At 43.5% G+C, this 22,011-nt stretch carries 14 protein-coding genes and 1 tRNA gene; 5 read left to right on the forward strand and 10 right to left on the reverse strand.

Annotated elements, in window-relative coordinates; translation table 11 throughout:
- Window positions 1-293 precede the first annotated feature (293 nt).
- Window positions 294-764 carry a small multi-drug export protein gene (locus DW930_RS06865; protein ID WP_023024646.1) on the forward strand — a complete coding sequence of 157 codons (471 nt, stop codon included), beginning with the start codon at window positions 294-296 and terminating at the stop codon, window positions 762-764.
- Between the two features lie 341 nt (window positions 765-1,105).
- Here the strand turns inward: DW930_RS06865 and tsf are convergent, their stop codons facing one another.
- Together tsf and rpsB are read right to left on the reverse strand one after the other, a co-directional pair.
- The gene (gene tsf / locus DW930_RS06870; protein WP_023024647.1) at window positions 1,106-2,146 is read right to left on the reverse strand and encodes a translation elongation factor Ts; all 1,041 of its coding nucleotides are present in this window, start codon (window positions 2,144-2,146) and stop codon (window positions 1,106-1,108) included.
- A 79-nt stretch (window positions 2,147-2,225) separates the two neighbouring features.
- Window positions 2,226-3,008 carry a 30S ribosomal protein S2 gene (gene rpsB, locus DW930_RS06875; RefSeq protein ID WP_048716695.1) on the reverse strand — a complete coding sequence of 261 codons (783 nt, stop codon included), beginning with the start codon at window positions 3,006-3,008 and terminating at the stop codon, window positions 2,226-2,228.
- 311 nt (window positions 3,009-3,319) lie between these two features.
- On the opposite strand from rpsB, the gene DW930_RS06880 reads away from it, so the two are divergent.
- Both DW930_RS06880 and DW930_RS06885 read left to right on the forward strand, forming a co-directional pair.
- Window positions 3,320-3,390, forward strand: a tRNA-Cys gene (locus tag DW930_RS06880).
- 116 nt (window positions 3,391-3,506) lie between these two features.
- Complete coding sequence (locus DW930_RS06885; RefSeq protein WP_243635763.1) at window positions 3,507-4,229, forward strand: hypothetical protein; 723 nt, start codon at window positions 3,507-3,509, stop codon at window positions 4,227-4,229.
- A gap of 419 nt (window positions 4,230-4,648) precedes the next feature.
- Here DW930_RS06885 and nusG read toward each other — a convergent pair whose 3' ends face one another.
- The 3 genes from nusG to rpmG form a co-directional block, all read right to left on the reverse strand.
- Window positions 4,649-5,185, reverse strand: coding sequence for a transcription termination/antitermination protein NusG (gene nusG, locus DW930_RS06890; RefSeq protein ID WP_006595435.1), 537 nt, complete (start codon window positions 5,183-5,185; stop codon window positions 4,649-4,651).
- Window positions 5,186-5,371: 186 nt separating this feature from the next.
- Entirely contained in the window at window positions 5,372-5,548 is a 177-nt protein-coding gene (gene secE, locus DW930_RS06895; protein ID WP_023024653.1) for a preprotein translocase subunit SecE, read from the reverse strand.
- 9 nt (window positions 5,549-5,557) lie between these two features.
- Window positions 5,558-5,710 carry a 50S ribosomal protein L33 gene (gene rpmG / locus DW930_RS06900; protein WP_006595433.1) on the reverse strand — a complete coding sequence of 51 codons (153 nt, stop codon included), beginning with the start codon at window positions 5,708-5,710 and terminating at the stop codon, window positions 5,558-5,560.
- A gap of 126 nt (window positions 5,711-5,836) precedes the next feature.
- Between rpmG and DW930_RS06905 the strand changes: the two genes are divergently transcribed.
- Complete coding sequence (locus DW930_RS06905) at window positions 5,837-6,757, forward strand: neutral zinc metallopeptidase (protein ID WP_123159635.1); 921 nt, start codon at window positions 5,837-5,839, stop codon at window positions 6,755-6,757.
- A 664-nt stretch (window positions 6,758-7,421) separates the two neighbouring features.
- Here the strand turns inward: DW930_RS06905 and pbp2a are convergent.
- Window positions 7,422-9,653 (reverse strand): penicillin-binding protein PBP2A, encoded by a 2,232-nt coding sequence (pbp2a, locus tag DW930_RS06910; protein ID WP_123159636.1) that lies wholly within the window; start codon window positions 9,651-9,653, stop codon window positions 7,422-7,424.
- 183 nt (window positions 9,654-9,836) lie between these two features.
- On the opposite strand from pbp2a, the gene DW930_RS06915 reads away from it, so the two are divergent.
- Window positions 9,837-10,760 (forward strand): RluA family pseudouridine synthase, encoded by a 924-nt coding sequence (locus DW930_RS06915; RefSeq protein ID WP_227877757.1) that lies wholly within the window; start codon window positions 9,837-9,839, stop codon window positions 10,758-10,760.
- Between the two features lie 132 nt (window positions 10,761-10,892).
- Here DW930_RS06915 and DW930_RS06920 read toward each other — a convergent pair whose 3' ends face one another.
- The 4 genes from DW930_RS06920 to DW930_RS06935 form a co-directional block, all read right to left on the reverse strand.
- On the reverse strand, window positions 10,893-14,090 hold the full coding sequence (locus DW930_RS06920; RefSeq protein WP_123159643.1) for a pneumococcal-type histidine triad protein: 3,198 nt from the start codon (window positions 14,088-14,090) through the stop codon (window positions 10,893-10,895).
- Window positions 14,091-14,101: 11 nt separating this feature from the next.
- Window positions 14,102-15,037: a zinc ABC transporter substrate-binding protein gene (locus DW930_RS06925; RefSeq protein ID WP_123159637.1), complete on the reverse strand. Its 936-nt coding sequence runs from the start codon at window positions 15,035-15,037 to the stop codon at window positions 14,102-14,104.
- Window positions 15,038-15,220: 183 nt separating this feature from the next.
- Window positions 15,221-20,545, reverse strand: coding sequence for a Cna B-type domain-containing protein (locus DW930_RS06930; RefSeq protein WP_123159638.1), 5,325 nt, complete (start codon window positions 20,543-20,545; stop codon window positions 15,221-15,223).
- 424 nt (window positions 20,546-20,969) lie between these two features.
- Window positions 20,970-22,011 (reverse strand): GBS Bsp-like repeat-containing protein (locus tag DW930_RS06935; RefSeq protein ID WP_207801604.1); only part of this gene is annotated, 1,042 nt, incomplete at its 5' end.

Genomic DNA, 22,011 nt, shown 5'->3' on the forward strand with positions numbered 1-22,011 from the left:
AAAGAAACTCTACATTTTAACTATACCAAAAGTTGAGCCTTTAACAAGAGAGCAGGCAAAGAATATATAGTTTGTACTAAAAGAACTATACTTTGTCGAACTGATTCTTATAAGCATAAAATAGGACCGTAGGGACACTAAAGCTCTTTCAGATAAGAGAAATGGATCAAGAAGATAGTGATGACATCCATCATTCAGTATAAACGATTCCCCCTCTATTTCTCCTGTTTGAAATAGTTGTCATTCCAGCAGAGATAAGGTAGAATGAAAAGGATGAATTGAAAGGATACCACATGAACTACATTATTACTTTTTTGATCTCCATGATTCCTTTGGTGGAGCTTCGTGGAGCTGTTCCCTACGCTATCTCTAGCGGAATTCCTCTTTGGCAAGCCCTCCTGATCGGGGTCATTGGCAATATGCTTCCTGTCCCTATTATCTTCTTTTTCGCTCGCCATATCCTGGAATGGGGGAAAGAGAAACCTCTTATCGGGAATTTCTTTACTTGGTGTCTCAATAAGGGGCATCGTGGAGGTCAAAAATTAGAAGAGGCTGCAGGAGATAAGGGAATCTTTTGGGCCCTACTCCTCTTCGTCGGCATTCCTTTACCAGGAACTGGAGCTTGGACTGGAACCCTCGCCGCCTCTATTCTAGACTGGGACTTCAAACGGAGTGTCCTAGCGGTCATGTTGGGAGTCATTCTAGCAGGGCTTATCATGGGTACTCTCTCGCTTCTTTTTGGACTCAATACCTTTGCGCATTAATCATAAAAGAGGTTGGGACAAAAGTCCTAGCCTCTCAATTGTCTTTGGATTGTCGAGCAAGACGCAGTGGTTGAGTGCTCAAAGCACTGCTTTGAGGTGGTGGATAGAACTTGCGAAGCAAGTATCCTAAGTCTTTGTTCGCTTTTTAAGCTTCAAAGATGCCCTATGTTGACGGAAACTATGTTTCCTTTATCTGCAACCTTCAACAGTCTCCCAGACTGTTGAAGCTGTGCGGAGGTGGGACGACGAAATCAAATTCTAACGAATGACCGATTTCTGTCCCACTCTCTTTTCATCTTGAAAAAAAGAGGTTTCTATGGAAACCTCTTTTCTTTTTATTCTTAGTTATTAAGAGCTGCTGCCATTGTAGCTGCAACTTCTGCTTCAAAGTCATTTGAAGCTTTTTCAATACCTTCACCAACTTCAAAGCGAACAAATTCAACAACTGAAGCATTTACTGATTCAAGGTAAGCTTCTACTGTCTTGCTGTCGTCCATGATGTAGACTTGTGCAAGAAGAGTGTATGCTTGGTCAACTTTTGTGTTGTCCAAGAAGAAGCGATCCATTTTACCTGGGATGATTTTATCCCAGATTTTTTCTGGTTTACCTTCAGCTGCCAATTCAGCTTTGATGTCTTCTTCAGCTTGAGCGACAACTTCGTCAGTCAATTGAGCTTTAGATCCATACTTCAAGTGTGGAAGAGCTGGTTTACCAACCATTGCACGGCTTTCGTTGTCTTGGTCGATCACGTGGTTCAATTGTGCCAACTCATCTTTCACGAATTGCTCATCCAATTCTTTGTATGAAAGAACAGTTGGTTTCATTGCAGCGATGTGCATTGAGATTTGTTTAGCAAGCGCTTCGTCTCCACCTTCGATCACAGAGATAACACCGATACGTCCACCGTTGTGTTGGTAAGCACCGAAGTGTTGTGCGTCTGTTTTTTCAAGCAAAGCAAAACGACGGAATGAGATTTTTTCTCCGATAGTAGCAGTTGCAGATACGTATGCTGCCTCAAGAGTTTCACCTGAAGGCATTGTCAAAGCAAGAGCTTCTTCGTTGTTAGCTGGTTTACCTTCAGCGATGACTTTCGCTGTTGCGTTTACCAACTCAACGAATTGAGCGTTTTTCGCAACGAAGTCAGTTTCAGCATTTACTTCAACTACTGCTGCAACGTTACCGTTCACATAAACACCAGTCAAACCTTCAGCGGCAACACGGTCAGCTTTCTTAGCTGCCTTAGCCATACCTTTTTCGCGAAGCAATTCGATTGCTTTTTCGATGTCACCTTCAACCTCAACCAAGGCTTTCTTAGCGTCCATGACACCAGCACCAGATTTTTCACGCAACTCTTTAACAAGTTTAGCTGTAATTTCTGCCATTTTGTTTCTCCTATATTTTTTTTAAAATAGGAGAGCCGGGCTAAGCCCCGCCCTCCTAGGTAATTACTATTTATACGAATTAAGCGTTGTCGCCTTCAACAACTTCAACGATTTCTTCGATTGAATCTGCTTGAGTTTCAGTTGCTGCCAATTCAGCTTCAACTGATGCAACTGCATCTTCACCTTGACGTCCTTCGATAACAGCATCAGCCATTTTCGCAGTGATCAATTTAACAGCGCGGATAGCATCATCGTTAGCTGGGATGATTACATCGATATCGTCTGGGTCAGTGTTTGTGTCGACCATCGCTACAACTGGGATACCCAATTTCTTAGCTTCTTTAACAGCGATTTGCTCTTTGTGTGGGTCAACAACGTACATTACGTCTGGGATACGAGGCATATCTTCGATACCACCCAAGAATTTTTCAAGACGAGCGCGTTGTTTGTTAAGAAGTGCAACTTCTTTCTTAGGAAGAACGTCGAAGATTCCTTCTTCTTCCATGCGTTTGATTTCTTTCAAACGAGCGATACGTTTTTGGATTGTTCCCCAGTTAGTAAGGGTACCACCCAACCAACGGTGGTTGATGTAGTATTGACCTGAACGAACAGCTTCTTCAGCAACAGCTTCAGCAGCTTGTTTCTTAGTACCAACAAACAATACAACTGCGTCGTTTGCAGCAGCTTCACGCATGAAGTCATATGCTTGGTCAGCGTATTTTACAGTTTGTTGCAAGTCGATAACGTGGATTCCGTTACGCTCAGTGAAGATGTACTTAGCCATCTTAGGGTTCCAGCGACGAGTTTGGTGACCGAAGTGTACACCAGCCTCAAGAAGTTGTTTCATTGAAATTACTGCCATGAGTAAATTCTCCTTTTTGTTTTTTTCTCCTCTCCCAGACGTCAGCTTGCAACACGACCACAAGGGCAACGGTGCCACAATGGTTCCGGGATGAGTATTTATTGCTTTACGCAACTTTATCAGTATAGCAGATTTAGAAGCTTTTTGCAAGTCATTTGAGAGAAATTCCTAGACATTCCTGCTTTTCTTCAGAGTCTCCCTCCTTCCTTTATTTTTTCTGCAAAATTCTCATTCTTTCCCTTTCATAGACCTTTTGTCTGAAATTTTTTCTTGACCTTATCTGATTTTTAAGATAAAATAGAATATGTTGTGGCGGTATAGCCAAGTGGTAAGGCACGGCTCTGCAAAAGCTTGATCGTCGGTTCAAATCCGTCTACCGCCTTCACAAACAAATATCAATGAGCCCAGCAATGGGCTTTTTTGATACATCAGCTTGATTGAATCTCACTTTCACCCCTTTGTCAGTGATTGTGTTTTCCAATCATGAAAGGAAAAGATATGATGAAAAAAGTGACCTTATCTGCTCTCAGCATCCTCTCTTTGGCCATGCTCGCCGCTTGCCAACCAGCACAAAAAGAGACTCAACAAAGAAAACCTCTTGTAAGTAGCTCTAAAAAAACCTCTAAAAGCTCTAAGAGTTCTAGAAGTTCATACTCTAAAAAGTCATCTAGCAAAAAGGATTTTTCATCAGGTTTCGATGACGATCATTCTTCTAGCTCTTCAGACTCTAACACGCGCGAGGATCCTAACTATACAATGAGTTTGATGGACCAAGGAGAATCACTGGAAGCTATCGGGGATATCCCTGAAATGCCAAAATGGGCTGCCTTCAAAGAAATTAAAGTGGAAATCCTTGTTGGAAATGAAGCCCTTGCTCCTACTTCAAAAGAAGAAGCCATCAGCAAGTTAGGTCCTACTGATTCCACTTCTGGCAATGGTGCTTACTGGCATGGAGATGGCAGTGCTATCTTGATTGATTTTAATGAAAAAGGTCAAGCCACTAACAAAATTGCAACCTTGCCTAACTCTAAAAAGGTTACGAATCTCAAGGATATTCAACCTGGAATGACAGCTAAAGAAGTCATTGAAAAACACGGCCGTCCAGAAACTGTTTTCGTCTTTGGCTACGCGACGATTTTTACTTGGAAAGGTGAAGACGGAAAGGACTACTCTGTCGGTTTTGACAAAGAAACAGTCTTCCAAGTCTCTGAACCTGCATAAAAATCCCTTTTTCGGGATTCTTTTCTAATCCTATTCAAGCGCTTAGCTGCTTTTCTCACCGATGGGATAGAAGTCCTTTTCATAACACACAAACCCTCCAAGACCAACGTCTTGGAGGGTTTCTTTGAATAAGAGGCTGGGACAAAAGTCCTAGCCTCTTAATTGTTTTTTGATTGTCTAGCAAGACACAGTGGTTGAGTGCTCAAAGCACTGCTTTGAGGTGGTGGATAGAACTTGCGAAGCAAGTATCCTAAGTCTTTGTTCGCTTTTAAGCTCCAAATATGACCTAATGAGGGAAACAAAGTTTCCTTTATCTGCAACCTTCAACAGTCTCCCAGACTGTTGAAGCTGTGCGGAGGTGGGACGACGAAATCGAATTCTAACGAATGACCGATTTCTGTCCCACTCTCTTTCATCCATTACAATTCTGCAATTTGATTGAGGTTGACTTCTGCCACAGTGTCATTTCCAAACATGGTGATAATCATTTTCACCTTGTTGTTATCGATTTCTGTGATCTTACCAGTGTAATCTGCAAAAGCTCCATCGATGATGCGTACAGTATCTCCTACCTTCACATCAATGTTGAAATCTTGAACGGTTTGTCCCATTGAGATCAAGATGTTACGGATTTCATCTTCCAAAAGGGGAGTTGGTTTTGAACGGTTCCCGTGTGATCCAACAAATCCAGTTACGTTTGGTGTATTCCGAACGACAAACCAAGCTTCATCCGTCATGACCATTTCTACCAAGACATAACCAGGGAAACGATTTTCTTCGATTTCTTTTGTTTTCCCGTTCTTCTCAATTTGCACAGTTTGAGTAGGGATTTCTACACGCAAGATGTTTTCCAACATGTTATATGTTTGTGCGCGTTGAAGAAGGTTTTCCTTCACTTTGTTTTCATATCCTGAGTAGGTCTGTAGGACAAACCAGCCTTTGTCAAAACTATCCATTTTTATTTCCTTTCTTATCTACCAGAAGGGGTTCGTTTCATCACGATACTAAAAAAAGCCTTCTGGCTCTTGTTTTCCTAGCTCCATTATAACATAAAACCGGAGAAATCAAAGAAGTTTCTCTTGTTTTTCTTTAGCAAGACAAGAAAAAAAGCATCCACATGGGACGCAGATTTGTTTCTTTTTTTAGAACATATCGATGATCTTCAAAATACCTTTAGCCACTACTTGGTCAAACAAATAAATCAAAGCTACAAAAAAAGCGGTGTACTCAATTACTGAGATAAAATTTTTCCATCTTTCCTTGCGATTTGGCCAAGTCGTGTTTTTCAGCAAGACAAAAATATCTTTAAAAAATTTCACAACATTCTCCTATCTGGTTTCTTTATGAATTGTATATTTGCTACAATGTTTACAAAATTTGTTAACTTCTAGACGTTTTGGTTTTGGCGTCGCACTCAACTTGATTGAGTAGTTGCGTGACCCACAAACCGTACACGCTAGACTTGCTTTTTTTAATGCCATAACGCCTCCATTCACACCATTATAGCAAGTTTTCTACTATTTGACAAGTTCTTCTGCTCTCTGGAAGCGCATTTTGTTTGGCTTTTCTCTACGATTTGGTACAATATAGGAGATAAAGGAGAAATTATGAAAAGCGATCATCTGAAAGAAAGTAAAAACATTGAAGACCGTCGCGGGCAAAGTGGCGGAAGCTACTCATCTGGCCGCTCTGGTGGGAATTTAGGGGGTGGTATTTTACAAATCCTCCTCTCACCTGGAAGCTTCAAGAGTAAACTAATCTTGATTCTGGTCCTCATCTTTTTGAGCGGCGGGGCTGGATTGAGCGGGCTCTTTGACCAAGGTCAAAGCACGCAGAACTATAACTCAGGCCAAGTCACTCGCCAAAGCAATACCCAGGTGAGTGATGGAGATAGCAAATTCGTCAGTCAAGTCCTTGGAACGACTGAGGATTTCTGGGGGCAAACCTTCCAAAATGAAGGGCGGACCTATCACAAGCCAACCTTGGTTTTCTATACAGGTCAAACTCGAACTGGCTGTGGGGTAGGCCAAGCATCTGCCGGTCCCTTCTACTGTCCGACAGACCAAAAGATCTATTTGGATATCAGCTTTTACAAAGAGCTAACCACCAAATACAAGGCTAGCGGTGATTTTGCCATGGCTTATGTCATCGCTCACGAAGTCGGCCACCACATCCAAAACGAATTGGGGACTCTTCAGAGTTACCAGCGAGCCATCCGAGGGAAAAGTGAGACAGAAAAAAATGCCTTAAATGTCCGTTTGGAACTTCAGGCTGACTATTATGCGGGTATGTGGGCTCGCTACATTGAAGAGCAAGGCCTCATGGAGACGGGAGATATCGAAGAAGCGCTCAATGCTGCCCACGCCGTGGGAGATGACACCCTTCAAGAACAAGCCTATGGCTACTCCGTTCCCGATAGCTTCACCCACGGGACTTCTGAACAACGGATGCGCTGGTTCAAACGTGGTTACCAATACGGTGACTTTGAACATGGAGATACCTTTAGCGTCTCTGATAAAGACTTGTAACAAACCTAAAAATAAAAGCCTTTCAGATCATCTGAAGGCTTTTTTAGCACCCTATCGATAGCTATCTAAGCAAGGAAAATTATTTAAAAAATCCTTTCCATTCAAAATCTTCTCAGAAACTTTCCTTAGGTGAGTACGGACGTCAGCAAACTTCGAAGAAGTTCCATGACTTAACCAAGATACAAAGGGCGTTCACGGATTAAGTCAAAATAGGAAGTTCGACTCAGAATCTTTAGATTCTAGGAGTACTTATCTTTTTGACACAATCCGTAGCCCGTGTTCAATTAGTTTTGAATCTCTTCGCTCTTTAATTTCTGGGCTCAGGCCAAAACAGTTTCCCAAACTGTTTTGCTTTCAAAACTCCCGAGAGAGTTGGACAGAAATCGGTCATTCGTAAGAATTCGATTTCGTCGTCCCACCTCCGCACAGCTTCAACAGTCTGGGAGACTGTTGAAGGTTGCAGATAAAGGAAACAAAGTTTCCGTCAACATAGGGCATCTTTGAAGCTTAAAAAGCGAACAAAGACTTAGGATAATTGCTTCGCAAGTTCTATCCACCACCTCAAAGCAGTGCTTTGAGCACTCAACCACTGCGTCTTGCTCGACAATCCAAAGACAGTTAAGAGGATAGGACTTTTGTCCCAGCCTCTTTTAAGCATCTATTTTTAGAATCCAAACCAACCTTTGAAAGTATCCCAGGCATTTTGTGCTTTTCCAGGAATATCTGCTTCATCGATGGCTTTTTTGGCATCGTCTACGATCCCTGCAGCGCGTTCTTTGACCGTATCAAAGAAGCCCTTGTCCTCTTCTGGACTCTCCGTTTCTGTTTCTTGACCGACAGGAGCAATTCCATTTTCCTGGTAAGAATTTTCCTCATTATCAAAGCTGGTTCCTTCTGTATAAGGAAGGACGCTATTGGCTACATTTCGGAAGATCACTGATGCAGTCTCTGCACTGGTTCCTGTCAAATAGTGGGTTTCATCCGTCTTAGGGAATCCTAGCCACTGGCTAATGACCACATCTGGCGTGTAGCCAATGACCCACTGGTCTCCGGAAAGATCGGGGTTGAAATCCGTTTCAGTCGTTCCTGTTTTACCAGCCATGGTATAGCCATATGGTGCTGCGTTGACACCCGTACCGTTGGTAAAGGTTCCCAACATCATATTGGTCATCTTTCTATTGGCGGAGCTGCTGAGCACGCGTTTCGATTTTTGACTATGACTTTTCACGACCTGACCGCTAGCATTTTCAATCTTCGTAATGAGATGGGCATCGTTCATCACTCCATCGTTGGCAAAGGTTCCATAGGCCTGAGCCATCTGAAGCGGATTGGTCGTCACACCAGATCCGAGGGCAACTCCGAGAGATCTGTCCACCTTGTCCATATCGAGACCAAATTTTTTCCCGTAATCAAAGACAGTATTGAGCCCCAACTCATTGGCTGTCGCTACAGCTGGAAGGTTGAGAGATTCTGCCAAAGCTTGGTACATAGGGACAGTCGGGCTACCTTGAATGCCGCCGTAGTTATCGACTGTATAACTACCGTAGACCTTAGTCGTATTGTCCAGTTCTTTGTTGGTCGACCAGCCGTTTGCAACAGCTGGACTATACACGACGAGAGGTTTAATGGTAGAACCAGGACTTCTCGCAGATTGAGTCGCATAGTTGTAACTTCTGAAGCCAACATCTTGGTCACTAGCCACGCGTCCAACGATCGCCCGCACTCCTCCGGTCTTAGGATCCAGGGCTACACTACCAGATTCTGCCCGCGTGCCATCTTCGGCAACTGGGAAGAGATCTACATTGTCGTAGATGACCTGCATGCTGGCTTGGTAATTCTGGTCCATCTCTGTGTAGATCCGGTAACCATTCTTGATGATATCTTCTTCTGTTAGACCATATTCGTTGACAGCCTCATTGATAACCGCATCAAAATAGGACGGGTAGCGATAATCTTCTGACTTGCCTTCATAGGCATCCACCAGCTGTCCATGAATGTCGACTGCAGCGGATTGATCTGCTGTGGCTTGGTCGATATAACCAGCTGCCACCATATTTTGTAGGACCGTATTGCGACGATTGGTGGCGTTCTCGACTGAATAAAGGGGATTATAAATTTCTGGCCCCTTGAGCATACCGGCAAGGACAGCTGACTGATCCAAAGTCAACTCACTAGCGGAGACACCAAAATACTTCTTAGAAGCATCTTCAATCCCCCAAACCCCATTTCCAAAATAGGCATTGTTGAGGTACATGGTCAGGATTTCTTGCTTACTATATTTTTTGTTAATCTCGAGGGCCAGGAAGAACTCCTTGGCCTTCCGCTCAACCGTCTGATCCTGAGAAAGATAGGCATTTTTGGCCAACTGCTGGGTGATCGTCGATCCCCCACCTGAGCGACCGGCAGTCAAAATCGCCAGGAAGAAACGACCGTAGTTAATCCCACTATTTTTGTAGAAACTTCGGTCTTCCGTCGCAACAACCGCATTTTGTAAGTTTTCGCTAATCGCATCTAACTCAACATAGGTCCCTTTTTGCCCCGTTAGGCTACCTGCTTGATTCCCATCTTTATCATAGATGATCGTGGTCGCCTTGAGGGCGTTTTGCAGATCCGCTACATTGGTCGTCTTGGCTATGTAGAAAAGGTAACCTCCGACGACGAGACTAAAGGTCAGGCCAATCAATAAGAAGATCTTGGTCAAGTGATACTTGCGCCAAAAGCGTCTGATCGGATGTTGAGAGTGAGATTTTCTCCGTGAATTCTCCGACCGGCTATAGGTTGGAGCTTGCTCCTCCCCGTCCGTTGATAACTCAACCTCTTCCGCAATCTTCCTAGGTTCTTTCTCTCGTTGGAAATGACGAATCATTCCCTCCATTAATTCTTTTAATTTATTCATAGTCCCTATTTTATCACCTTCCTAACGTCTAGACAAGAAAGACCTTCGCAGAAACGGATGCTTTTAGTTTTCTTTAAGGTTGCCATCAAGTCCTCTCTAGAGCGGGTTTTAGCAACTTGTTTCTCCTCTCCTTTTCCTCCTTCTCATCTTTTCTTTCCCTTTGCTTTCTGATACAATAACACTATGCAGTATACTATAACGATACCAAGCGCCTTGCCCGCTATGACGGTCAAAGAGGCCCTTGAAGATTATTTTCTCATCCCACGAAAGATTCGTCATTTTTTGCGAACCAAAAAACATGTCCAAGTCAATGGGGAGACCGTCCACTGGCAATCAATGCTTGAAGCGGGTGACCAACTCACCCTCACCTTTGATCCGGAAGATTATGAAGAAAAGGATCTCTTGACAGGGGATGCTAGCCTGGTCGAAACCCTCTATGAAGATGAGCACCTCATCATCGTAAACAAGCCGGAAGGCATGAAAACACACGCCAATCAACCAGATGAAATCGCCCTTCTTAATCATGTCTCCACTTATGTTGGGAAGACCTGTTATGTCGTTCATCGCTTGGACAAGGAAACCAGTGGAGCTCTTGTCTTTGCCAAGAATCCCTTTGTCTTACCCGTCCTGAATCGGCTGCTAGAAGACAAGAAAATTCAACGAGACTATTGGGCCCTAATCTTAGGCACCTTACCCAAAAAGCAACTGGTTTATAAGGACAAATTAGGCCGTGATCGCCATGATCGACGCAAGCGTATTGTCGATCCTCGAAAGGGCCTCTATGCGGAAACCCATGTGACTAGCTTAAAGACTTTCAAGCGCACCAGCTTAGTCAACTGTCAGCTCCAGACAGGTCGCACCCACCAGATCCGAGTCCACCTCTCTCATCATGGCCATCCGATCGTGGGTGACCCTCTCTATAACCCAGAAAGAGCGCCTCGTCTCATGCTCCATGCCCACCGCTTGCGGCTTACCCATCCCTTTACCTTAGAGAAAATTCAAGTTGAGGCCCCTTCTCCAAGTTTTGAGAAAGGCTTAAAAGAGAGTGGGACAGAAATCGGTCATTCGTTAGAATTCGATTTCGTCGTCCCACCTCCGCACAGTTGAGTAGGGCTGTAAAAGCTGATGAAATCAGCCTAGTAGAGCCCACTCAACCACTGCGTCTTGCTCGACAATCCAAAAACAATTGAGAGGCTAGGACTTTTGTCCCAGCCTCTTTCTGTTATTTCTGCATTGGTCCTATTCCGTCGTTTCTTCACTTACGACTGGACTGGCTTCTGTTTTTTCTGACTCTGGTGATGGGGTCTGAGCAGGATCTGAAGCCTCTTCCTTATTTAGGCTAGGATCGATTGTGGCAGGACTTTGAGGTTCTGGGTCTGCTTTGTCTGCTTCCGCCACTGCTGTCGATGGAGCTGCTAGCAATTCATCTCGAAGAGCTTGGATCGCTTGTAGCAAGGCTTTCTTGTCGCTCTTTGGATCAGCTAGTTGATCAAAGAGAGCTTCTAAGCGTTCAAACTGAGCATCACTGGCCCCCTTTTCAACCAATTGTTGGTGGAGAGCGATCAACTGGTTATAAATCTCTTGATAGAGGGCCACGTCTCCAAGTTTTGGTTCTTCTGTTTTCTTTTGCTTTTGTTGTTCAATCGTTTCACCAACTTCACGCAAAAGAGTTTTTCCAGCAGTCAAGGCCTTGTCAGCATCGGGCTCTTGGCGTACCTGTTCTAAACGTTCTTCAAAAGCAGGACGCTTGCTTTCTTCTACTTGTGGCAAAAGAGAGTTGATTTGTTCCAAAAGGGTTGTCAAGATACTAGAGCGTTGACGGGACTCTGTCTTTTCATCCAAGTCACCATAGACCCCTTTGAGGAAGTCGTAAACAGCTAGGTTATAGGATGGAGCATCGGCTCCCTTTTGATCCAGAACTGTTTTGTCAATTGGATAGGTTGGAGCATTTTCTTGGGACAGTAGCTGGTCAATCGCTTGCTTAGCTTGGTAGAGTTCCATGAAATGGGCTTTTGAGTCCCAAGCTTCTTCAAAGGCCTGAGCCCGGTAAAGCTTCAAAGCAAGGTCTGCTGCTGTCGCACGCAATTCCGGTGTCAAACGCACATCGCTTAAACTTTGGTAGAAATACTTGAGGTAGTCCACCGAAGTCACACCAGTCCGATCTTGCATCTCCTGAATAGCTTGCAACAATTTTCCTTGCTGATCCAAGCCTTGGCTATCTTTAGCTGTATAGGCTTCCTGCAATTGAGAAACAAGGCTTTCTTTCTTGAGTTGGAAGGCTTCGGTATCAAGCAAGCGAACCTGTTCCAACAATTCCTGATAGCGACGATCCAAGGCTGTTTCTTCTTTTGGCTTGACTTCTTGGGTCGCATGGATATATTCTTTATCAACTTGGTCAAGACTCGCCAAGTAGCCTGCTGTCGAATTGCTTGGGAAGTTTCTAACTGTTTCTAAGAATTGACCCAAGTTCAACTCAATCCGTCGTTGTTGCAGAGGGTCTGATGCGTACAAAGTCCGACTTTCTGCTAGGAGTTGGTTGACCTTGTCCTCTACAGCTTTCTGGTCCAAGTCACCTTTCTGGTAAGTTGCTTGGATGGTCGGTAGACGGTGAGCCAAGTAGTCCGCCAATCCTGCTGAGCGTACCTTGATGTAGTGGTTATGGTCTCCATGCGGAATGACAAACTGGCCGTTCTCGATTTGCATCGTATATGGTGAAATACCGGAGCGAAGTGCTGTTGCATAAAGCTCGTTGATAAAGTCTAGCTCGGGATTTCCTGTTTCAAGCGGAATCCGAACATGTTCCTTCCGTACTGCATAAGGGTGGATATGGGTTGGATCGTATTCTTGGTCTGGATTGTTAAATACAAAGAAACCATTGGAAATCTTGATAGCTTCCCGAGGGACGCCGTAAGTCTGGCTAATGTACTGAATTTTTTCTTCATCCGAAGCATCTCGCGAATAGGTCGCTACATCATCTGTCAGTGGTTGACCCTTGTCTTCTTCCTTCTTACCAGCTAACACTGCCTCTGCCGCTGCGATCTCTTGAGGAGAGAGATCCTTCTTGTAGAAGTAATGCGCATGGTCTCCGTGAGCGACCATATAGCCCTCGTCATCCTTGCTAATGACATGATCTGCATGGAAACCATGATCGTGCTCATGGGCCTGTTCATTTTCATGATGATGATCATGATCGGCTTCATGGTCTTCATGATCATGCTTGTGATGAGGATTCTGATCGACTGGTTTTGTCTCTGGACTTGAAGGTTGAGTTGGACTCTCTTCTTTTGTGATACTTCCACCTTGTGTACGGGATAGTTGGAACTGTCGTGCCAACTCCCGCTCTAGAGGCGAAAGGCGACTATAAGGAATGAAATGGAAATGATCCCCGTGAGGATACACTACTCCTTGATCTGTCCATTTGGTAATCTTACTTGGATCAAAGACAGAACCATCCGACTCAACATGGCGAGCTGAAAGTGGAGTATTTTTCAACTCTTCCAAAAGGCTCGGTAAGGTTTTCCCTTTATTCGTCACTGTTGGATGAGGCACAGATGCTGTAATCGTTGGAGTGACCGGGTCTGCGATTGGCTGATTCGGATTAACTGATGAAGCTAGCTGGCTAGAAGATGGAGCAATGGGATTTACTTCACTTTTTCCTCCTCCATTTAGAACTGCTAAGGCAGCATATAATTCTCCAGCTGATAAGGCACTCTTCGGAATATAGTGGTAGTGTCCACCATGCGGAACAATAAAACCATCTCCTGTATCAGAAATCACATCCCCAGGATGGAAGACATAGCCGTCATCTGTCCGGTAGCCACCCTGGCTAGGCTTGACTCCTGCTGTTAGACTGGCTACTGTTTTCCCTTCTCGTAAAGCCTGACTTGGCTGACTAAAATCACGAGTTTGCCCAGCTTTTTGGACACTCTCTTTCGAATCTGAAACCAGCTCACCATTTTTCTGTTGGGCAATTTCCTCCACCGAACGGACATTCAGCGTATGTTTCGGATTGGTTAGGTAGAGGTAGTAGGTCCCATCCTTCTTGATAATATAGCCATCTCGCACCTGTGTGACAATATCCGATTGCTGCAGTTGGTAAGTAGGATCACGTAAAATCAGCTCCTCACTAAAAATCGCATCGTAAGGGACTTTACCATTGTAGTAATGGAAATGATCTCCATGGGAAGTCACAAAGCCCTCATCCGTAATTTTGACCACAATCTGCTCTGCCTGGATCTTTTCCTTCGAGTTGACGGTTTCAATGCTTTCTTCCTGCTTGTTTGAGCGGCTATCTGACTTTTTCTTGTCTCCTTGTAAATACTGCACCTGATTCTGATTCTTTTTGTCTTCCTTGACTGGTGCTTGCTGACTTAAGGCATAGGCGCATAAACCCAAACCTAAGGTTGCTACTAATCCAATTGTTGCTTTTTTCTTCATTTCTTTTTTACTCACTCCTGTAATTCTTTCGCTAGACTAGCCATATTTTCTTCTAAGTTCTCTAAGAGATCTTTGTTATTTTCCGGATCCGCTTCGAGAGGATCTAAAACCTTCACTTTTGCCCCTGTCGCCTTGGCAATGCTATCGGCTACCTTGGACGAGGTATGCTTCTCAACAAAGATCGTCTGAACTTGATAGTCCTTGACAAACTGCTGAATCTCAACCAATTGACGGGCTGTTGGTTCCTGCTCAGGCGAGATCCCTGCGATTCCTAATTGTTTCAGGCCAAAGCGCTTGGCTAGATAAGAGAAGGCTGTATGCTGGGTCACGAAGGTCTTTTGTGCCCCTTTTTCAAAGAGAGGCTGGTATTTGGCCACCAAAGCCTCACACCGTTTTTCAAGTTTTTGGGCATTGGCCTCATAATAACTTCTATTTTCTGGATCGATGTCTCCCAACTCTTGGGCGATGATCTTTCCTTCTTCAGCAATTTTCAGTGGATCCATCCAAGTATGAGGGTCATACAAGTTTTTTGCATCCTTGCCTGCCGTATCCTCAATATCCTCTAATCCAGCAACCTTATCCAATTCCATCCCTTTGCTGGCTTCGATGACCCGCAGTTTCGAGTTTTGCAAGCTAGGGTCTAGACGTCCGGCCCAAGATTCGAGTGTGTGAGAATGGTAAACAAAGACATCCGCGTCATAGATCTGGGCTGTCTCCTTGGCTGAAGGTTCGTAATCATGAATCCCAGCGCCTGACTGAACCATCCAGACTTCGTTTCGATCGCCTGAAATCTCCTTAACTAGGGAATAGACAGGATAAAAACTCGTCACAATTTTGAGCCCCTTTTTCGTTGAGTCAGCTCCCGAACTTCTCTGGCTTCCACAAGCCACCAAGAACAAGAGGCAGATGAATCCTATTCCTAAGGCACTTAGTTTCCTCCCAAACATGTATAATCCCTTTCTTTTTCTTAATCGGTTTATTAAGCAGTTAATTAACTAGTTAATAATAACGCTAATTTTTTAGTTTGTCAAGAATTTTTTGTATTTTTGACCACACAGAAAAAAGAGGCCCCCTAAGGGGCCTCTTATATTCTCGCGATTGATTAAACAATTGTTAATCAAGAAATGCGCTTATTTTTTCTTCTTTTTAAGGAGATAAGCTGCACTGCTTGCTACCACAAAGGCTAATACCAAGCTAATCAAGGAGATGGTTGTACCAGTGCTTGGCAAGAAACCAATCTTCTTACCTGGTTTCTTAGGCTCTGGTGTAACTGGTTTTGTTGGTTCATGTTTATTGGTTAGAACAACATTACCTTGACCATCATCTGTTTTCGTCACTTGGTAACCTGTTGGAACATCGACTTCTTCCACCGTATAGGTGACAGCTTTGCCCTTGACATGTTTGTCTAAGTTCGCAAAGGTATGAGTCCACTTGTTCTCAGCTGACAACTCAATGACTTCACCAGACTTCTTACCATCCGCATACAGTTGCACTTTCACACTCTTCGGACGAAGGCCGTCTTTATCCTCTTGGTCATCCCACTGTTTAGTTACAGAGAGGGTCGTCTTACCTGGAGTGTGCGTATTGGTAATGGTATAGCTTTCTTGGTCAATACTTGGTGAATAATTCTCAACTCGTTCTTCTTGAAGAGTGTAGACAATTTTCTTACCATCCTTAAATTCAGGAAGTCCAGTAAAGGTTTCTCTCCAATCTGTCTCGCTTGTGATATCTTTGTGGGCCACCTTTTCACCGTTGGCATAAAGATTCACAGTAATCTTAGCCGGACGAAGGCCATCTTGGTTGTCATTGTCAGCCCAGATCTTCATGACTGGAATATCCACCGTACTTGGGGTATGTGTATTGGTCAAGACAATATCACCCTTCTCCTGTCTCTCTTCTGTTACGGTGTAGCCTTTAGGAACTACTACTTCCTTAACAGAATAGTGAATGATCTCTCCATTTGCTTTTTCTGGAAGTTTAGTAAAGGTATGAGTCCACTTATTGTCAGTAGACAAGACAACTTTCTCGCCCACCTCTTGATCACCTGCATACAATTGAACTTGAATTTCTTTTGGACGAAGGCCATCTTGGTTATTAGCATCTTCCCATTTCTTGGTTACCTTAACCTGAGTGACAGTCGGCTCATGCTTATTGGTCAAGATAGGATGTGCTGGATCCTTGTCATCAATCGAAAGGGTATAGCCTTCTGGGACATTCTCTTCTTTTACAGTGTAGTGAATGGCCTTACCGGCTGCTTTTTCATTAAGATTTTCAAAAGATCCTTGCCACTGGTTAGCTTCTGATAATTCCAGGGTCTGGTCTGTAGCAACTCCATCTTTATAAAGTTTGACCGTAATCGTTGCTGGACGAAGGCCATCTTGGTTATTGGCATCTTCCCATTTCTTGGTTACTTGAACTTTCGTCTTAGAAGGAGTGTGCGTATTGCTAATCACTACCTGACCTGGATTGGTCGCTTCTACAGTCTGAGTATACCCTTTCGGTACTTCAATCTCTTTCACTGTATACTGAACAGCTTGACCAGCTTTTTTCTCATCCAAGTCAGAGAAGGTATAGGTCCAGTCGTTATCTGCAGAAAGTTCTACCTCTTTACCTGATTTTTGGTCATTAGCATAGAGTTGGACCTTGATGCTCTTCGGACGAAGGCCATCTTGGTTTTCTGCATCAACCCACTTCTTGGTCACTGTTACACTTGTCTTGCCTGGTTTGTAGCTGTTGGTAATCGTCGAACCTTCGATAACTGTTGAGTAGTTAGCAACTGTATCTTCTGTTACCGTATAGACTAGTTTTTGACCATTCTTGTAGACTGGTAAATCTGTGAAGCTATGGCTCCATGTATCTCCCTCACCAGATAGAGTGGCTGTTTGCACTTCCTCTCCGTTTGCTAGGAGATGCACCGTGATGGTTGACGGACGGAGACCGTCTTGATTTTGAGCATCATCCCAAACTTTTTTCACGGTTACTTCTGTCGTTTCAGGAGTACGCTTGTTGGTAATCGTTGCTTTCCCATCAACAAACTGTGCTTCTTGACTATCAGTTGTATAATGAGTTGGAACTTTTACTTCTTTAACGGTATAGGTAATCACCTTGCCGTCTTTATCTTTATCTGGAAGATTGTTAAAGGTTACTTTCCAGTCATTTCCTGCTGAAAGGGCTACTGGTTTGCCTTCTGCTGTTCCATTTTTGTACAATTGGAACTCAATGGATTCTGGGCGAAGACCTTCTACATTGTCTTGGTCATCCCAAACTTTTGAAGCTTCCAGATCGATATAATGAATATCTTTCTCATTTGCAATCACTTTTGGTGAAGCTTTTGAACCAGTCGCTTCGCCATCAATCGTCACATGGTAGAGCTGTTGATCCGCATCGTAGGTCACAAGGACTGCATGTTCTGTCTCATCCAACTTGTAGTTGTCTGGAGCTTTAGTCTCTTTAAGCGTGTAAGTTCCTTCTGTTAGGGTGGTGAAGGCAAGATCGCCATCCTTATCAGAAACTAGAGTCGCAAGAACAGCACCAGTAGCATCTGACAAGGTGAACTCAGCACCTGCTAATCCTTTGCTAGTATCGTCTTTATCAACCTTCTTCACATGGAAGCTTGCTGCAAAGATTTGAGAAGTTACGGTGTTGGATTCGCGGTTTCCTTCATGGCCCTTGGCTCTATAACCGAATTGGTTATGGGCTTGTACAACACCTGAACGGCCACCATTGTCCTTGTTATCTTCTGTACGTTCTAGCATCAATTGCTTAACTTGGTCTGTCAATTCACTTGGATTAACAACAGGTACAGCAATATCTACTTGGCTACGTGCACCAATCGTGGTTCCTTCATTGGCAACAACCTTGATTCCTGTTACTTTACTATAGTCTGTGACATCTGCTGTCCAAATATCTCTATCTGCCGCTTGTGCCATGGTACTAGCTGTAACTGTGGTGTCCGTTGTGTAGTATGCTGTCCACCCTTCCGGTGCAGTGATCGGACCGCGAAGACTAACTGTGTATTCTGTCTTACGGGCTGAAGCATCAAGTGTATTGACATCTCCAACTTTAGGGAGGACGTCATAAATCACCGTATTTTCAACTGGCCTGTCTGTGTTGTTCTTAATGGTCAACTTGTAATTAAAGGTTTCCCCTGGTTTAAAGGTTCGAGTTACTGTTGAAGCATCAGACAAGTCATCGTTCTTGGCGATGAACTTACGAGAATAAACCCCTTCAGCTGCGACAATGGTATAGTTGGATTCCGCATGAGGAACCTTATCCGTTGTCGAACCATTGTTATTCAAATCATAGCTATCTACTGCAACCTTATTCGGGTTAGCAGTTTCTAAATCCCAGAGTCCTTCTCCTGCCATATAGATATGGTTGGTAAAGGTTCCGCCATCAGCCTTCCCTTTCAGCTTGGTATAGATAAATGGCAAACGAACTTGGCCACCAGTCTCTAGCGAGCGTTTGATAAATTCCTTTTGATCCAAGTGGATAATCAAGGCCGAACGTCCAGAGTTGTGGTAGTTTTCAATGACCTCATAGGACTTGTTCCATGGCATACTGCTATTGTTAAAGTATTTATCTAAATCTTTAAAGTCAATATCCAGCGTATTTGGATCAAAGAGGTCAATCACCCGCAAGTCCTTGTAGTCCTTACCTGGATCCAAACGCACATTTTCCGCAGATAGGGCAAAACGAATGCTTTTCCCATCTGTGAATCGGACATTGTTGTAATCAGTATTCTTAGTCAGTTCAACATTTTCTGTCAATGGAAGAAGTTTGAACTGCCATTTAGCAGACTGGTCTCTGTCTGCTCCTGATTGAGTTTTGTAAGTAATCCGTCCAGTATTTTCATAGGCATTCTTGGACTCATCATTTTGATCGATATGGGTCTTTTCTGGATCCTTGAAGGCTGTATAGGTAGAAATATAAATCCCTTGACCAGATGGAAGCGCGAAGTCATCTTTCATCTCCAGTCTCCAGCCGACAACCGTTCCATATTTGGTCAAATCAATGTTTCCAAATCCATCCTTGTCTGCCTCTGGTTGGATTTCTTTAGTTGAGCCATCTTCCATGGTTAGGATGATGCGTTTCACGTATTGATTGATCAGAGGTCCATTTCCATAGATTCCAATCAACATACGACCATATTCAATTTTGGTAAACTTCAAGCGCGAGTCTACTTGCTCATCATAAAAGACAACATTCTTTTGAGCAAATGGTGTGGTATTATTGTATTTCAAGAGCCACTTGTAGTTAGCCGCCTTGTAGTCTGTCGAATCGTAGACATTTCCATCTGCTTGCTTAGCAAAGGCTCCTTTACCTTCCAAGTCACGTGAAGTGAGTCGGAAGATGAGAGAATCTTCAGCCGTTACATCCGGCTCTCCATCACCACGTTCCGCAGGAATCCCCACGACAGACGCCGTATTGGTCAAATCTTTCACTAAGACATCTTCTAAGGTTTGGTCTTTTTCCATGACCAAATCAGGGAATTTCAAGTACAAGAAACTCTTGTCTTGAATTTTTTGCATCAAATCTGAATGATAGTTTTGAGGATTGGCATTGGCATCGGCAACAAAAGTTTTTGAAACCGTACCATCTCCATTATCGACCCAACCTTCTGATTTTTCTGTATCTAGAACCGCTGTACGAGTTTTTCCATCTTTGTCCGTATAGGTTGGCAGCTTATCTGTGATTGTTGCAGATTCCAACTGACGATAGCTACCATTGTACTGTCCACGCATCCCATCTAACAAGAAAGCAAACGGAACTGAAGTAGCTTTTTCGATGTACTTTTTGCCATCTGCTCCAGTTACAATCCCTGGAGATGCTTCCGCATAGTCTCTGGACATGGTCGCATCATAGTTCTGATTGACAAACTTGGTTAAGATATAGTCCTTGTATTGAGGTTTCCAAGTGATACTATTTAAAGCAGTCTCAGCACCGTTGATATTGAGCATCCCTGTAATATCCATCGAGTAGTTGGTCGGAGGAAATCCTAACTTAAACTTGGCGATAAATGGCAGGGTCAAGACCTCAGATTTTTGGTAGTTGGTAAAATGTAGGCTGACATGGTAATCATCCCCTACCTTGGTCACAACTGGTGCATCATGTTGTGAGCTACTATTGAACTCGGGAACATTGACCTCATCCAAGTATTTCCCTGGAAGGACTAGGTTCACAACTACATCATCCAGATCTGTTGTCAGATTTTTAGGGGTAATCTGGATGTATCCAGACATCGTATCACCCGTATTATAGGCCATGCCACCTGGATGGTCTTGTTTATCTCCATACAAGAGGCTAACATCTAAGGCACCATTATCTCCGACTGCTAGCTCTTGCGCCAAGGCTGTTACAGCACCTTGACCCAATTGACCCAGCATCATTAAAATGGTGAAGAGGGCAAACCCTTTTTTCAAAAAGGTTGTCCATAAGGACGGTCTCTTTTTCATTCTTTCATCTCCTTTTATCATTTTGAACCCAAAAAGTTCCTCATTACATTTTTATCATATATGAGTCAATTAAGCCAACGATTTTATAAAAAATGTCTCTAAATGAACAAATGAATAGCCTAGTGTTTCTTTTTAAATAAGTTTTCTTGATTTCTGCATCAATCAGCCAATTTAGGTTAAGCTCTCCAAAAATATGATTGCAAGCTGTTTATTTTGAATCTATTTTACCCCTTCATCCCTTGTTTTCATAGCTTTTTTATACCCTTCCAAAACGCCCCTAAAGGCCTTGCATGGATATCCTTAGGGTATTTATAAGTTTTTTTTGACACAAGCTCCCTGTCTAATGCCTTCTCCTGTCATCAAAGGGATGCAAAAAAACCAGCCCTCTTTCGGAGCTGGTTGACTTTCTATTATAGAAAAGTCCTTAGGCAAAAATGCTGAAAAATGGTGAACCTAATTTAGCATCGATTGGATCGGTACTTTTTACTGAGAAGATATAATCAATAGAGTGCCAGCCGTTGTTGGCAGGATTAAATGGATCTCTTACATAGGTTTTCCCGTTATCATAGCCTTGCAAGACGATTTCATGCGTATAAGGAGCATTGATAAAGATACTTTCCTCAACTGCAGCAAGAACGTGTTTTCCGGATACTAAGGTTGCAGCAATTGCATCTTTCCCTGTAAGCATTTGGCTCTTTAAGCCCCAATGATTCGTAGCAGCAACAAGTCCATCGGCATCTGTTCCGGCTACAGCAATTTTATTAAAAGAATTGGTATTGTAATACAGATAATCCGCTACTGTAGTTGGTAACACTTGTCGTCCGAGAATATCCGTAAAAGTCATAGCCAAGGAAGTTGGAACACAGCCCGATTGGTCCATGTTGCTGACACCATACCATTTCCCTCCCCAACGAGGATCGCGTTGAGAATAATAAGCAGTTTGAGAACCAACTTTTGGATTACGAGGGGATAGTTTTGTTTTTCCAAGATTAAAACCTTCAACACTGTCATCTGTATAATCTACATAAACATGTGTAGTATAGTCCCCCGATACATTCCCATGATTAAAGGCAAGAATGTCGACATTGGTTTCCACACCACTTGGTTTCGTTGAATACCAACGAAGGTTTTCCTGATGAGGCTGGGACCAAACCGCAACTCGGATTTGCTTAATTTGTCGACCTTGAGGAGCTTGGTATACCGTGACCGTATATGTTCCTTTTTCAGAATTGACATTCTTTATAAGAGCCTGTGTTTTTGTATTGGCCTTGCGGTTTTCAACTTGTACTGTTGTCGCTCCAATACCAACACGACTATCATCCCCCTGGATATAGTACAAATGAACATGGTAGGTCCCTGTCGAGTTCTTATGGTTAGAAGCCTTCACGCTGACCTTGTAGGTCCCATCTGATTGACGAATCGCTTCGTACCAACGGATATCATCTTGGCCGTCCTTATCAGACCAG

It is taken from the genome of Streptococcus sp. AM43-2AT (assembly GCF_003603405.1).
In the GTDB taxonomy this organism is placed as follows: Bacteria; Bacillota; Bacilli; order Lactobacillales; family Streptococcaceae; genus Streptococcus; species Streptococcus ilei.